The sequence below is a fragment of the Moraxella sp. CTOTU46934 genome (assembly GCF_031979465.1).
Classification (GTDB): domain Bacteria; phylum Pseudomonadota; class Gammaproteobacteria; order Pseudomonadales; family Moraxellaceae; genus Faucicola; species Faucicola tetraodonis.
In genome coordinates this window covers 1-15,458 of record NZ_DALZEG010000007.1, presented here as the reverse complement: position 1 = coordinate 15,458, position 15,458 = coordinate 1, and the positions used below count along the sequence as shown (strand labels likewise).

The window sequence follows — 15,458 nt, the reverse complement described above, 5'->3', positions numbered from 1 at the left end:
GTAAAGTTTCAATTTTTACAGTAAAATGCTGCTACGGATTTGGACAATAAAGTCTGCTATGATAAACCAGCCTTAGAATAAAAATGGAAAAATCATGCGAAAGCCCATGTTTCAACTATTTGCAAACTATAATCAAAACTTGAATCAAGCAATGATTCAAGCGATGAAACAACTTGATACCGATAGTTTACTTAAAAATCAGCACGCATTTTTTGGCTCAATTTTAGGTACCATGAATCATTTGATGGTAGGGGATTTAATTTGGTTAAATCGTTTCAACCAGTTCTTTAATTTTAAAATTTTACAGATTTTAGCCAATTTTCCAAAACCGACTGCTTTAGATACGTTATTGTTTGACAACTTAACAGCCTATGCAGCTGCAAGAACTGAGCTTGACAATATCATTATAGCTTTGGTGGAAGAAGTGACTGAAAGCCAATTGCAACAGCCAATGATTTATCACAATACCAAAGGACAGACATTTAACCGAGAATTTGGTTTGTTACTCAGTCACTTTTTTAATCACCAAACACACCATCGTGGGCAAACCACAACGCTATTATCTCAACAAGGTGTTGACATTGGTATGACAGATTTTTTAATAGTCATGCCTAATGAACCATCAAGTACATAAAAAAACACCCTAACCAATTTATCTCAAAAAGGAAAAACCACATGGCAAAAATCGTCGCCATCGGCAATGCGTTAGTTGACAGTGAATTTGTCGTCACCGATGCACAGCTTAACGCCACAGGCCTGACCAAAGGTAACATGACCCTAGCCAGTCACAGTGAGCAAGCTGACCTCATCGCCTCGCTCACCACGCAAAACATCACTGCGACCAAACAAGCAGGTGGCGGCTCGGCTGCCAACAGTATCTATGCCGCCGCAAGCCTCGGTAGCGATACTTTTTACGCTTGCCGAGTGGGTGAAGACGAGGCAGGGCGTTTTTATTTGGCGGATTTAAATGCCGCAGGTATCAAGACATCTACCAAGTCATTTGCTGATGGTACCACAGGCAGTTGTATGGTGATGGTGACCCCAGATGGCGAGCGCACCATGCAAACGCATTTGGGTACTTCAGCAGAAATCAGCGAAACCGATATCGACTTTGATGCGCTTAATGATGCTGATTGGTTGTACCTTGAAGGTTATCTTGCTATGTCCCCCTCGGTACAACAGGCGATTGCCCAGCTAAAACAACAAGCCAAAAACAAAGGGGCTAAAATCGCGGTCAGTTTTGCCGACCCTGCTGTGGTCAAATTTGGTCGCGAAGGACTTGATGCCATGCTAGAAGGTGGCGTGGATGCGGTGTTTTGTAACTGTGATGAAGCGCAGCTATTTACCAACCAAACCAGTCATTCGCAAGCCGCAGCAGCGTTATTGTCAGTTGCCAATATGGCAGTGGTGACCAATGGTGCAGCAGGGTCAATCATTGCGGTACGGGACGATGTTTCACGTGAAACAAAATTGATTGACGTGGCATCGCTACCCGTTGACCAAGTGCTAGATACCAATGGGGCAGGCGATAATTTTGCGGGCAGTTTTTTATACGCGCTATCGCATGGTCATGCGTTGGCAGATTGTGGCAAATTAGCCAGTAGCGTCGCAAGCCAAATCATTCAGCAGTTCGGACCCCGTCTCAAACCGGCGCAATACCAAGCGATTTTACAATCAACCTTAACATAGCGCACAGCTAATAAGGCGGATTTTGACAACCTATTTTGACAATCTAATAAAAAAGCCCTAGTTTTAGCTAGGGCTGGTGCTGACAAAGCTAATCAATTAAGCGGTTTCGTTGAACAGCTCACGACCAATCAGCATACGCCGTACCTCGCTAGTACCTGCGCCAATCTCATATAGCTTGGCATCACGCCAAATACGCCCTAGTGGGTACTCGTTGGTATAGCCATTGCCGCCGAAGATTTGGATACCTTCTCCTGCCATCCAAGTGGCTTTTTCCGCTGTCCACAAAATTACGCTGGCGCAGTCTTTACGTACTTGGCGCACATGGTCTGAGCCTAGCCTATCCAAGTTTTTGCCCACGGTGTAAAGAAAGCTGCGTCCTGCCTGTAAGGTGGTGTACATGTCCGCCACTTTACCTTGAATCAACTGGAATTCACCGATGGCTTGACCAAATTGCTTGCGGTCGTGGATGTAGGGAATGACGTTGTCCATCACTGCTTGCATCAGCCCGATAGGACCTGCGGCAAGTACCGCACGCTCGTAGTCCAAGCCACTCATCAATACTTTGACGCCGTTGTTAAGACCGCCCAAGATGTTGTCGCTTGGCACTTCGACATTGTCAAACACCATCTCACCTGTGTGACTGCCGCGCATACCGAGTTTGTCGAGTTTTTGTGCGGTATAAAAGCCTTTCATGCCTTTTTCTACCAAAAACGCGGTGATGCCTTTTGCCCCGAGCTCTGGGTTGGTTTTGGCATACACCACCATCACATCGGCATCCGGTCCATTGGTAATCCACATTTTTGAGCCGTTTAGTACATATACGCCACCTTTGTCTTCGGCACGTAGTTTCATGCTGGTCACGTCTGAGCCTGCACCGGGTTCACTCATGGCTAAGGCACCAATGAATTCACCGCTGATGAGCTTTGGCAAGTATTTTTGTTTTTGGGCTTCTGTACCGTTGCGTTTGATTTGGTTGATACATAAATTGGAGTGCGCGCCATAGCTTAGCGCCACTGAGCCTGATGCGCGGCTGATTTCTTCCATGGCGACCATGTGCGCCACATAGCCCATGTCCACGCCACCGTAAGTTTCGGGTACAGTGATGCCATGCAGTCCAAGCTCACCCATTTTTTGCCACAAGTCCATCGGGAATTGGTCGGTGCGGTCAAGCTCGGCAGCACGTGGGACGATTTCGGCATCGGCAAAGGCTTTGACGGTTTCGCGTAGGGCGTTGATGTCATCGCCAAGTTGGTAATCGAGTCCTAAGTTCATAGTCATTCCTTGTTTATTAACTGACTGTTAAAGATTTACGTTTATTTAAAATCGCTGTTGCCACCTTTGAGCCATTTTGCCTGCCCAAAAACGCGCTAATTTTTTGTCCGACATCGACCAGTTTGTCGAGGTCAATGCCCGTTTCAATACCCATGCCATGTAGCAGATATACCACATCTTCAGTGGCAACATTGCCGGTTGCGCCTTTGGCATACGGACAGCCGCCAAGCCCTGCCACCGAGGTATCAAACTGCCATACACCCATTTGTAATGCCGCTAAGGTATTGCTCAGTGCTTGACCATAGGTGTCATGAAAATGCCCAGAAATATTGTCAATATCAATATAACGCAAGGCAGCATCCAACGCTTTTTGCACCTTGATAGGTGTGCCCACGCCGATGGTATCAGCAATGCCAATATGCTGAGCGCCAATGGCAACGAGCTTTTCTGTCACATAGGCGACTTTATCAGCTGAAATATCCCCTTCATACGGGCAGCCCACGGTACAAGAGATGACACCGCGCACTTTGATGCCATGCGCTTTGGCAGCGTCAGCCACGGGGGCAAAACGCTCAATACTCTCAGCGATGCTACAGTTGATATTTTTTTGGCTAAAAGCTTCACTCGCTGAGCCAAAAATCACCACTTCATAATTGGCAAATTGGTCACGGTGGGCAAGGGCGGCATCAAAGCCTTTCATATTAGGCGTCAGCACCGAATAGACCACGTCATCGCGTTTGCTAATGCCATTTAATACGGTATCATTGTCTGCCATTTGTGGTACCCACTTTGGCGACACAAAGCTAGTGGCTTCAAGCTTGCGCACCCCTGCATCAATCAAGCCATTAATCAACTCGATTTTGACGTCGCTGGGTACGGCTTGCTTTTCGTTTTGTAGTCCGTCTCTTGCGCCCACGTCGATGATTTTGACAAAATTTGGGTAGTTCATGATTGGCTGCCCGTATCAAGTTTTAATAGCTCATCGCCATCGGATACCAAATCCCCTGCTTTGAACAGCAGCTCTGCCACCGTACCATCAGCCGGGGCATTGATGGTATGCTCAATTTTCATGGCTTCAATCACCGCCAAGGCTTGACCTTTTTTCACTTCATCGCCCACATTGACCCGAAACGCCACCACTTGACCTGGCATGGGCGATTTGAGGCTACCGGCATCTTGGGGCTCGATGCCCACATGCGCCATGCTATCCACCAAGGTGATGGTATCGCTGGCATGATTTGAGAACACATATACTTGCTCATTGTGTCGCCATGCCTGCATCTGTTGGCGTTTGCCGGCTGTTTCTCCGTCACTTAGCCATATCGTGAAGGTATCATCGGCAGTGGGCAAATAACGAACATCGCCTTGATAGATGGGCGTGGCAACATCCGCGCCTTGTTTTTCCGCTTTGGCAATGGCGTTAATCGTTAGATGAAATGCTTGCCCCTGAATTTGGCTGATAACAGCCCGCAATGGCTTATCGTGATACACCAAATCAAACGGACGCTCATAGTGGCTATACGCGCGCCATGCGTCAGTTTTGCTAAAGGGGTCGTGGTTTTGGGTTTGCGCTTCTTGGGCAAGCTCTTTGACAATCGCGGTGGCTACCAGCCAAGGTAGCTCACCGCGCTGCTGTCCAAACAGTACGTCTTTTTCACGTTCAATCAATGCAGTATCAAGATTGGCATATTTGAACGAATCTGATTGCACCACGTGACGCAAAAACGCCACGTTGTTTGGCAAACCGACAATACGGGTTTCTGATAAGGCTTTGTCTAGTTTGGCAAGCGCCTGCTCACGGGTTGGCGCATGGACGATGAGTTTGGCAATCATCGAGTCATAGTAAGGACTGATGACATCGCCTTCGCGTACCCCATCATCTATACGCACATCTGACACCCTAAACTCGCTGTGAGTTGGCGTGCGGTAAACGTTTAGCGTACCTGTGGCGGGCAAGAAGTTGTTGTCTGGGTTTTCAGCATTGATACGTGCTTCAATCGCATGACCGTTAATGGTCAAGTCTGCTTGCTGTTTTGGTAACGGCTCGCCGCTAGCAATACGCAGTTGCCACTCGACAAGGTCAGTACCAGTAATCGCCTCGGTGACAGGATGTTCTACTTGCAGGCGCGTATTCATTTCCATAAAGTAGAAATTCATGCCGCCAAATTTATCTTCGGGTGAACACTCACGTTGCTCTACGATAAATTCAACCGTACCCGCCCCCACATAATTGACCGCTTTTGCCGCCGCTATCGCCGCTGCGCCCATCGCCTCCCGCATTGCCACGCTGACATCGGGGGCAGGGGCTTCTTCGAGCACTTTTTGATGGCGGCGCTGTACCGAGCAATCACGCTCAAATAAATACACATAGTTGCCGTGGCTGTCGCCAAAGACTTGAATTTCAATATGGCGGGGACGTAGGGCGTATTTTTCAATCAATACGCTGTCATTGCCAAAGCTGCTAATGGCTTCACGTTGACATGAGCCTAAGGCATCAATAAAATCTTCGGTTTTTTCAACTAACCGCATCCCTTTGCCGCCGCCACCAGAGCTGGCTTTGATTAGCACAGGGTAGCCAATTTTGTCGGCCTCGTTATGTAAAAAATCAGGGTCTTGGTTGGTGCCATGATACCCTGGAATGAGTGGTACATTGGCCGCTTCCATCAAGCGTTTGGACTCGGCTTTAAGACCCATGGCGGTGATGGCAGACGCAGGGGGACCGATAAACACCAAACCCGCATCCACGCACGCTTGGGCAAATTCGTCGTTTTCACTCAAAAACCCATAGCCAGGGTGAATCGCTTGTGCGCCTGTTTGTTTGGCAGCCTCCAAAATGCGCTCCCAACGCAGATAGCTGTCTTTGGGCGCAGAACCGCCTATATAAATGGCTTCATCACACACGGCTACGTGCTTGGCAAAGCGGTCAGCGTCTGAATATACCGCAACGGTACGCACGCCCAGTTTTTTGGCGGTGGCTGCCACGCGGCAAGCAATCTCACCCCGATTGGCTATTAAGATTTTTGAAAACATAATCGTCCCTTTTTATTTTTTCAAGACCGCATCACCGCGAATCTAACTTGGCATACTTATAAAATTTGGCTTATAAAATCCAGCTTTTTACCTCAGTTATTTTACCTGCGTCATTCAAGCCAGCTTGGTTTACGTTTTTGCAAAAATGACTGTACGCCTTCTTTACCTTCATCAGATGCGCGGATATCAGCAATGCCTGCAACGGTATCTTTGATTAACTGCTCATTAATCTCCGCAAATGCCACATCTTGCACCAGTTTTTTACACACTTTAACAGCGTTTGGGCTAGCATTGACCAAGTGTTTGACCAAATTATCAAGGCTTTGTGTAAACTCTTCTTCATCCACCCGCTCATGGATAAAACCGATTTTTTTGGCTTCTTTGGCATCAAATACTTCAGCGGTTAAGAAGTACCGATGCGCGGCTCGTGCACCCATCGCACGAATCACATACGGGCTAATGGTCGCAGGAATCAAGCCAAGTTTGACTTCACTTAAGCAAAAATTGGCGTTTTTAACGCTAATAGCGATATCACAAGCCGCAACCAGACCCATACCACCGGCATACACATCGCCTTGAATGGCAGCGACAGTCGGTTTTGGACAGTGGTAGATGGTGGCTAGCATTTGCGCAAGCTTGCCAGCGTCTGCCAAGTTTTCATCGTGGCTATAATCCGCCATCGCGCGCATCCAGTTTAGGTCTGCACCGGCACAGAAGGCTTTGCCATTGGCAGTCAATACCACCACACGCACTTCGTCTTGCGCAGCGCAAAATTGAAACACATCGGTCAGTTCTTGGATGACATCGTCATTAAAGGCATTGCGTTTGTCTGGGCGATTGAGGGTAATGGTCGCTACGTGCTGGTCAATGTCTAACAGTAGGCTGTCATAAGTCGGTAATTTCATCGTGTTTTTCCTTTTTCTTGTTGGGTAAAGTTGAAGCGTTTTTGATGCTTGCTCAATGGTGATAGAACAACCAACCAAGACTTCCGATTTTACACGCTGAAAATTACATTCTAAATACACCAAAGGTGGTGTCTTCAATCGGTGCGTTATAAGCGGCACTTAAGCCGAGTGCCAATACTTGACGGGTATCGGCTGGGTCAATCACGCCATCATCCCACAGTCTAGCCGAGGCATAATACGGATGACCTTGCTCATCAAATTGCTGACGCACTGGCGCTTTGAACGCTTCTTCGTCCTCGCTAGACCAGTTCTCACCTTTGGCATGGTATTGGCTGCGTTTGACCGTTGCTAATACTGAGGCCGCTTGCTCGCCACCCATCACCGAGATACGCGCATTTGGCCACATCCACAAGAAACGTGGACTGTACGCACGACCACACATACCGTAGTTGCCTGCACCGAATGAGCCGCCGACAATCACAGTAAACTTCGGCACTTTGGCATTGGCAACCGCCATCACCATTTTGGCACCATGACGGGCAATCCCTTCATTTTCGTATTTGCGCCCGACCATAAAGCCTGTGATATTTTGCAAAAACACCAGCGGAATTTTACGTTTGCAGCATAGCTCGATAAAATGGGTGGCTTTTTGCGCTGACTCGCTAAATAAAATACCGTTGTTAGCGATAATACCCACTGGCATACCTTCAATATGGGCAAAACCACACACCAGCGTCGTGCCAAAACGGGCTTTAAACTCATCAAACTCACTGCCATCGACAATGCGAGCGATGATTTCACGGATATCAAACGGCTTACGGGTGTCAGTTGGGATGATACCGTACAATTCTTTGGCGTCGTATTTGGGTGGACGCGGGGTTTTTTGCGCGGTAGCGTGGTGGATAGGCATTTTTTGTTGGTTTAAATTGCCGACGATGTTGCGCGCCAGTGATAACGCGTGTAAATCGTTTTGGGCAAGATGGTCAACCACGCCTGACAGACGGGTATGCACATCGCCACCGCCTAAGTCTTCTGCAGTCACTTCTTCACCTGTGGCAGCTTTGACCAGCGGCGGTCCGCCCAAAAAAATCGTCCCTTGATCTTTGACGATAATCGACTCGTCACTCATGGCGGGTACATAGGCACCACCTGCAGTACAGCTACCCATCACGACGGCGATTTGGGGTATGCCTTCGGCGCTCATATTGGCTTGGTTAAAGAAGATACGACCAAAGTGGTCTTTATCTGGGAATACTTCATCTTGGTTGGGTAAGTTCGCGCCGCCAGAGTCCACCAAATAGATACATGGCAAGCGGTTTTCTCGTGCGATTTCTTGCGCCCGTAAATGTTTTTTGACCGTCATCGGGTAGTAAGTGCCGCCTTTGACGGTGGCATCGTTACACACAATCATACAGTCAATACCAGCGACACGACCAATGCCAGCAATCACGCCTGCGGCAGGGATATCGGCATCATACATGCCATACGCTGCCATCGGTGAGACTTCCAAAAATGGCGTACCGGCATCTAGCAAGCGCTCGACACGTTCACGGGGCAATAACTTACCCCGAGCCACATGTTTGGCGCGGGCAGACGCTGAACCGCCCTGAGCAATGACCGCAAGTTTGGCTTTGAGGTCATCAACGATAGTTTGCATGGCAGCGGCATTGGCTTGAAACTCCGCACCATTTGGGCTTAATTTACTTTGGATAACCGTCATTGTAAATCCTAATTCTGTCAAAGGGTGCAGCTAAATTGCTATCAGATGCCCTCTGTATTTATGTTAAGTTTTTGCTGAAGTTGAAAATTTAGAGTCCTAATTCTTGTGTCATCGCTTCCACGATTTTGAATTTTTGAATTTTACCCGTGACGGTCATTGGGAACTCGTCGACAAACTTCATGTAAGTCGGTACTTTATAGTGTGCGATGTGATCTTTACAAAAATCACGGATGTCTTGTTCGGTTAAGTTGCTGTCTTTTTTGGGGATAATCCAAGCGGCAAGGACTTCACCAAATTTCTTGTCGGGTACGCCCACGATTTGGACGTCACGGATTTTTGGGTGGCGATATAGGTAGTTTTCAATTTCAACAGGGTAAATGTTTTCACCACCGCGAATCACCATATCTTTACTACGTCCGACGATTTTGACATAACCTTCTTCGTCCATGGTTGCCAAGTCACCGGTATACATCCAGCCATCGACAATGGCTTCCGCCGTTTTATTGGTGTCATTCCAATAGCCGAGCATGATTGAGTAACCTTTGGTACACAGCTCACCTGTCTCACCGATGCCAAGCGTTTCGCCCGTTTCTGGGTTGACGATTTTGACTTCTAGGTTTGGCTGTACCAGACCTACGGTTGAGACTTGTTTTTCAAGTGGCGTGTGCTGGTTGGTTTGACAAGATACCGGCGATGTTTCGGTCATGCCATAGGCAATGGTGACTTCTTTCATGTGCATTTGGTCAATCACGCGGCGCATGACCTCAATCGGACAGCTTGAGCCTGCCATGATGCCGGTACGTAAAGTCGATAAGTCATAATTGGCAAAATCTGGGTGGTCAAGCTCGGCGATAAACATGGTCGGTACCCCATGCAGACCTGTACATTGTTCTTTTTGCACGGTTTCAAGTACGGTGATGGGGTCAAAGCCATCGTTGGGATACACAATCGTGCCACCGTGGGTCAAGATGGCAAGGTTGCCCAGTACCATGCCAAAACAGTGGTAAAGCGGGACAGGGATACACAGACGGTCATCGGCAGTGAAGCTCATGGCTTCACCGATGAAATAACCGTTGTTCAAAATATTGCGGTGGGTAAGCGTCGCGCCTTTGGGCGTGCCTGTGGTGCCACTGGTAAATTGGATATTTATCGGGTCATTGGGGTTGAGCTTTTTGGCACGTTCCGCCACTGCCGGATCATCGGCATCGCCTTCAGCAATCCACGCTGAGAATTTTTGCATATAGCTAAAATCTTCAGTGGACTCTGGGCTATCAATCCAGATGACCCGTTTGAGATTGGGTAATTGTACGAGCTCTAAATTTTGGTAGCTTTGGTGACGCGCTTCAGGGGCAAGCTCTTGAAGCATCACCGCATAGTCGCTAGATCTGAAGTGACGCATCAATACCAGCACTTGGCAGTCGACTTTGTTGATGGCGTATTCAAGCTCAAAGATACGATACGCTGGGTTGATGTTGACCAGTATGATACCGGCTTTGGCTGTCGCCAATTGCATGATGACCCATTCAACGTTGTTGTGTGACCAAATACCCACGCGATCACCTTTTTGCAGACCCATACGAATCATGCTGCTTGCTAGCTGATTGACTTTACGCTGTAGCTCGCGGTAGGTGAGACGAATGTTTTGGTGTGCGGAAATTAAGGCGTCTTTATCGGGGTTTTGTTCCACCATCTGATCAAAAAAATCACCAATGGTCAGTTCTATCAGTGGCGTGACCGGTCCTTTATCATAGCTTTGGGTGAGTGGGGCGTTGGCAGATTTCGCACCCATTACGATGCGTGGCAGGGTTAGCACGTCTTTGGTCATGGTAGCATCCTTACTATCGTGTTTTTTAGCGTGTCTTTCTATCAATTTTTTGGGGTGTTTACTAAAGGTATTGACGAAAGCTAGTGAAAACTTCGTGTTTACCTGAGTAAAAATTTTTACCCACTGATTAATACCCAAGTATTCCTTGACTTAAAGTATTGTTCTCACACGCATTTTAATTCATTTTTTTAAAATTTTTACCGTGTTTAACCATCAATATGTGACATATTAATCAATAAATTATGGACTTGTCAATCTAAAACGAGACAATCTTTATCGAAATAAAAATTATCTTTAAGCTAAAAAAATATTCGATACATATTCAATAGGTATTCAATGACACTGAATACCCCTAACCCAGCCACTGATTTGGCTGACCATAAAAAAACCCATCTCACTATGTAAAGATGGGTTCTACACTTAACAGGGTAAAATGGGATAAATTATTTTTCGCTATAGAGTTTGATGCCGGTAGCAAAGGGACATTGTTTTAAGCGAGCGGCTTGTACCATCGCATCTCGTTGTCCCATAGCAATCGATAGATTATGACGGTTGCCGCCATTGATTGAGCCTAAGCCGACACTCACGGTAGGATAAATACCATGGCGATTGCCCGATACACCAATCCCGATACCTGAAGCTTGCAAGCCCGTGCGCTGATTGGCATTGGCATCAATGTATTGATTGACGCGCGTGTATTCATTAGCAAGCGCAACACAGTCATAGCTTTGGTAATTGTTGGCGGATACGTATTCAGGGGTAGGCGTGGTCATACACCCTGTCAAACCTGCCGTGGCGGCCGTCGCTAAAAGTATTGAGCTAGCTAATTTTTTCATTATCCTACTCCCTTATGTTCACTGCTTTAGCCTTAAAATAGGTTGAGCGGCTTAACAAATGCCAATGTCAAAATACCTATATAGGCAATAAAAGCAATCAACATACCTATTTTGGCTTGATTGGGCGTAGTCGTCTGGCGCGTGGCTTTGACAGTCGCCGAAATGGCAACAATGAGTAATACCATCTTGGCAATCAACCAGTGCGGCACTATACCTGCGCCAAACAATGGCATGGCTGTCACCGCGCCTGTTAAAATCACCAAGGCATACATCACGTGGGCGCCGATTTTGGCAGATTTTGGCAAGCCTTGTCCTTTTGGTGCGGTAAATACCAACACGGCTTGCCACAAGAATAAGGCAATTAAAATCAATGCCATCAGCATATGTGCGTGTTTCATACATCAACCTTTTTTATCATAATATAGCGTAAATTAACTCAATGGGTCTGTGGTTTTAGCTTATGTTGACACTCTTTTTTATCATATTACCCTGCGTTTTGTCCTGCGCAATTGGGACTTTCAGGAGATTGCCCAACCGCTTGCCATTCTGCTTGGGTATAAGCATGAATTGAAAACGCGTGAATTTGCCCACCGCCTTGTGACAGTAACGTATGAATGAGTCCATACACCAACTGATGACGCTGTACCAAGCGTTTGCCGGTAAATGCCTCACTGACAATGGTCAGTTTAAAATGGGTTTCTTTGCCCTCAAAATAGCCAGCATGGCGCATTGACTCGTTTTCTAGCTGATAGACACTGGGCTGTAACGTTTGCAAACGCGCTGTCACGGCATCGGCAATCGGGGTAGCAAGTTGACTCATGTCGTCCTCGGTTCACTGATTTTATTCATCAAAAATGGGTAGCCAATGACAAATCCAACTGGTCACCACTTACCGCATTTTAGCTATTTTAGCATAGTTTTAAGGTAGCCTAATCTATCAAATGGGTTTGAGGGGCAAAAATAATCTTGTGTCAATACCGCTCAATTTTTCTCTATGTTTGATGGCTCAGTAGCTTCTATGGCTCACTTGGACCAATATAGCAAGGATAAAATCCCTGCGGCAATTAACGGACCGACCGCCACCCCGCGAAACAATACCACCCCTGCTACTGTGCCAATCATCAACCCCGTGACCACATTGGGGTCAACTTTCATTAAATTCACCCCTCTTGCACCCAGCCAAGTCACCAGCAATCCCACGGCAATAGCCAATAATGAGCGCCAACTGGCAAAAGAGGTCATCAAGGCTTTGCTACTGACTTGTTCGGAAGCGATGGGCGCAATGACGGCAATGGTGAGCAGCAAAATACCTAAGTTGAGTCCATATTGCTGAATATAAGAAAAGATAGGTTGGTTGTGGGGTAAAAATTTGATGATAATCAGCGCAGTCGCACTGACCCAAATCGTGGGATTGTGCACAAAAATACCGCAGCCCAAAATGACGAACAAGACTAGCAAATTAATATCAAGCTGATTCATGAATTTACCCTATAGCGGTGACCAAACGCTTATTATGCCACTGACGATGCCGCTGTGCTGTTGAGATAGTTAAAAAACTTCAATCAATCGGTTTTTTGACAACTTGTTAGGCTTGCTAGATAAATTGATGAGTAGGTCAATTGTTGAGTAAATTGATGCGCAATGGATTATTGTGGATAAGCAAAATTTTAATCGATCCGTTATTTTGATTACCAAATTTGCTCACTAAAAAAGCCAATATCAACTGAATATTGGCTTATAAAATACAAAGTTAAAATTAACGGTAACGGCTTTGTTGGTACAATGGCATCACACGTGGCAATAATGATTGAATGGTGGCGATACGTGTTGAGCTCACCGGGTGAGTACTTAAAAACTGAGGTGGCTCGCCGCGACCACTCGCACTCTGCATTTTACGCCATAGGCTAATTGCTGCATTAGGGTCGTAACCTGCCCGTGCCATCAACTCTAGCCCCATCAAATCAGCTTCCGTTTCTTGGGTACGGCTATGGGGACGTGAAATACCCAAATCCCCAGCTAAGCCTGCTAATTGTGTCTGACCTTGAGATAAACCTAAGACACTCGCGGCAATACCAATCCCTGTCTGGGTCGCCACCTCACGCGATAGACGCTCACGGGTATGCTCACGTAATGCATGCGCCATCTCATGACCCATAATGGCAGCAATCTCAGCATCGGTTAGACTCAAACGATCGATAATACCTGAGTAAAAGACAATTTTACCGCCGGGGAATACGTGCGCATTAAGCTCATTACTTTTAATGACATGCACTTCCCACGGCCATTGTCTTGCATCGCTGCGATAGGCACCTGTCTGTGCAATCAAACGCTGAGAAATTTTCTGTAAACGCGCCAACTGTGCCGGATTGGTATCAAGCAGACCTTTGGCACGGGCAGCGGCAATTTCTTGTTGAAAAGCTTGATTAGAAAGTTGTTGCACTTGTTGGTCGGATACTACCAACAACTGATTACGGTCAACGCCAATCGCGCCCGTGTCAGTAGTGGTTGAGCAACCGGTGGCACCTACTGCAATGACCGATGCCGCCAAACTTGACATCATGAGTTTTTTTGAAATTTTCATCTTATCGTTATCTCCAAAAACAGCAAAAAGGACCAAGAGAAATAGCAAGTTTAAACGCATTATAGCGAAGTCATTAAAAAACAATCTGCTGAGATTTGCAGTAATTGCGTAACGATAGATACGTGGTGTGTTTCATAGTGTGATAAAACAAGCTAATAATTATGGGTAGAAAGGAAAAAATTAATAAGAGAATAAGGAGTCAAAAAAAACTACTTCCCCATGAAACCCAGTAAAAACAGTTAAATTTAAAAAAAACGCATTTTTTTGATTTTTTTTTGCAAAAATGCTTGACGCCGTGTCAAAAATCCTTATAATACGCATCCACAACGACGCAACAAATATTCAACATTGCTAGTTGACCACCTAATGCGGGAATAGCTCAGTTGGTAGAGCACGACCTTGCCAAGGTCGGGGTCGCGAGTTCGAATCTCGTTTCCCGCTCCAAATTCAAGAAAGCCTAACTTAATAGTTAGGCTTTTTTATTGTTTATAAATCCGCCTGTATCAAGGCTTTCAAGCTTTGTGCTCCCTTTTTTACTAAAAATGCTTTGTTAATTTAACTAATCAATTTTTTGCAAAATTTTAGACCGTGACCAAAACGTGACCATTTTGTGACCACGCATTTTTCACCCTTTTTTAAAGTGACCCCGACGTTAAATTTGGGGTTTTAAATGAATTTAATAATCATTTAAGTTAATCTAAGTCGCACATATTTATTAAATAGAACAAAAATTCGTTACGTATGCTCTTCTAAAACCGATTTATCAATCTGACGTCTCAAGAATATAATTAGACAACCTCTATATAGTTTGCTAGCCTAAACCAATGCTTATTAGCCAAATTCCTTTACTATGACCATCAATAACTTGCTTGACGAACTTAATCCTGCCCAGCGCAAAGCTGCCACCACCAACGCTCAAAATACTTTGGTGTTGGCAGGGGCAGGCAGTGGTAAAACTAAGACCATTGTGGCTCGCGCTGCCTATCTAATTGATAAAGGTGTGCCTGCCAATGAAATCCAAATCGTCACCTTTACCCGTCGTGCTGCCAGTGAGATTGTCACCCGTGTCGAAAGTCATTTAGGATTGCAAGCAGAAGGACTGCGCGCGTCCACCTTCCATACCTTTTGTTTAACTATTCTACGTCGCTATTCAAAAGTGTTTGGCTTACAAGGCTTTAACGTCATCGACCGTGATGACCAAGTTATGATGTTCAAGCTACTTCGTGGTAAACTCGAAGACAAACGTAATAGCCAAATCACGTCAACGGGTAAAACCATTACCTTTCAAAACAATCGTCAGCAACCCGTCGGTGAGAAGCTACCAAAGGCTAAAGAACTGGCTGACTTATACTCCTATGCCCGCAATACCCAAACCAAATTTGAAGATGCACTGTATAAGCAGCTACCTGACTATCAGCCAGTGATGGATGAGATAAAACTTATCATGGCAGGCTATCAAAAACAAAAGCAAGAACGTCACTATCTTGATTATGACGATATCCTAGAATATGTCGCTAAATACTTAAATGCTGATGAATGGTTATTAGAACCTGTTCACAATCTTTTCAATAACAAAGCGATGAAAGCAAGATTGGTAAAT

At 46.0% G+C, this 15,458-nt stretch carries 14 protein-coding genes and 1 tRNA gene; 4 read left to right on the top strand and 11 right to left on the bottom strand.

Going from position 1 to position 15,458, the window contains the following annotated elements; all coding sequences use genetic code 11:
* Nucleotides 1–94: 94 nt before the first annotated feature.
* Together RTN07_RS06895 and RTN07_RS06890 are read left to right on the top strand one after the other, a co-directional pair.
* Nucleotides 95–634, top strand: a complete 540-nt coding sequence (locus RTN07_RS06895) for a DinB family protein (protein ID WP_312176863.1) — start codon at nt 95–97, stop codon at nt 632–634.
* 41 nt (nt 635–675) lie between these two features.
* Nucleotides 676–1,689, top strand: a complete 1,014-nt coding sequence (locus tag RTN07_RS06890) for an adenosine kinase (RefSeq protein WP_312176861.1) — start codon at nt 676–678, stop codon at nt 1,687–1,689.
* 96 nt (nt 1,690–1,785) lie between these two features.
* Here the strand turns inward: RTN07_RS06890 and RTN07_RS06885 are convergent, their stop codons facing one another.
* From RTN07_RS06885 to RTN07_RS06835, 11 genes are all read right to left on the bottom strand, one after another.
* Entirely contained in the window at nt 1,786–2,961 is a 1,176-nt protein-coding gene (locus RTN07_RS06885; RefSeq protein ID WP_312176859.1) for an isovaleryl-CoA dehydrogenase, read from the bottom strand.
* 16 nt (nt 2,962–2,977) lie between these two features.
* Nucleotides 2,978–3,910: a hydroxymethylglutaryl-CoA lyase gene (locus RTN07_RS06880; RefSeq protein ID WP_312176857.1), complete on the bottom strand. Its 933-nt coding sequence runs from the start codon at nt 3,908–3,910 to the stop codon at nt 2,978–2,980.
* Entirely contained in the window at nt 3,907–5,991 is a 2,085-nt protein-coding gene (locus RTN07_RS06875; protein ID WP_312176855.1) for an acetyl/propionyl/methylcrotonyl-CoA carboxylase subunit alpha, read from the bottom strand. Before RTN07_RS06875 ends, RTN07_RS06880 begins: the two co-directional genes overlap by 4 nt.
* A gap of 110 nt (nt 5,992–6,101) precedes the next feature.
* Nucleotides 6,102–6,896 carry an enoyl-CoA hydratase/isomerase family protein gene (locus RTN07_RS06870; RefSeq protein ID WP_312176853.1) on the bottom strand — a complete coding sequence of 265 codons (795 nt, stop codon included), beginning with the start codon at nt 6,894–6,896 and terminating at the stop codon, nt 6,102–6,104.
* 103 nt (nt 6,897–6,999) lie between these two features.
* Nucleotides 7,000–8,616, bottom strand: coding sequence for a carboxyl transferase domain-containing protein (locus RTN07_RS06865; protein ID WP_312176851.1), 1,617 nt, complete (start codon nt 8,614–8,616; stop codon nt 7,000–7,002).
* Between the two features lie 88 nt (nt 8,617–8,704).
* Nucleotides 8,705–10,441 carry an AMP-binding protein gene (locus RTN07_RS06860; RefSeq protein WP_312176849.1) on the bottom strand — a complete coding sequence of 579 codons (1,737 nt, stop codon included), beginning with the start codon at nt 10,439–10,441 and terminating at the stop codon, nt 8,705–8,707.
* Nucleotides 10,442–10,884: 443 nt separating this feature from the next.
* A complete protein-coding gene (locus RTN07_RS06855) occupies nt 10,885–11,277 on the bottom strand; it encodes a hypothetical protein (protein WP_198001274.1) in 393 nt (130 codons plus the stop codon).
* Nucleotides 11,278–11,309: 32 nt separating this feature from the next.
* The gene (locus tag RTN07_RS06850; RefSeq protein ID WP_312176847.1) at nt 11,310–11,675 is read right to left on the bottom strand and encodes a SirB2 family protein; all 366 of its coding nucleotides are present in this window, start codon (nt 11,673–11,675) and stop codon (nt 11,310–11,312) included.
* An 86-nt stretch (nt 11,676–11,761) separates the two neighbouring features.
* On the bottom strand, nt 11,762–12,097 hold the full coding sequence (locus RTN07_RS06845; protein ID WP_007116216.1) for a BolA family protein: 336 nt from the start codon (nt 12,095–12,097) through the stop codon (nt 11,762–11,764).
* Nucleotides 12,098–12,300: 203 nt separating this feature from the next.
* A complete protein-coding gene (locus RTN07_RS06840; protein WP_060996159.1) occupies nt 12,301–12,756 on the bottom strand; it encodes a DUF441 domain-containing protein in 456 nt (151 codons plus the stop codon).
* A 277-nt stretch (nt 12,757–13,033) separates the two neighbouring features.
* Complete coding sequence (locus tag RTN07_RS06835; protein ID WP_101964458.1) at nt 13,034–13,858, bottom strand: M48 family metallopeptidase; 825 nt, start codon at nt 13,856–13,858, stop codon at nt 13,034–13,036.
* A gap of 368 nt (nt 13,859–14,226) precedes the next feature.
* Between RTN07_RS06835 and RTN07_RS06830 the strand changes: the two genes are divergently transcribed.
* Together RTN07_RS06830 and RTN07_RS06825 are read left to right on the top strand one after the other, a co-directional pair.
* A tRNA-Gly gene (locus tag RTN07_RS06830) sits at nt 14,227–14,302 on the top strand.
* A 406-nt stretch (nt 14,303–14,708) separates the two neighbouring features.
* Nucleotides 14,709–15,458 (top strand): UvrD-helicase domain-containing protein (locus RTN07_RS06825; RefSeq protein WP_312176845.1); only part of this gene is annotated, 750 nt, incomplete at its 3' end.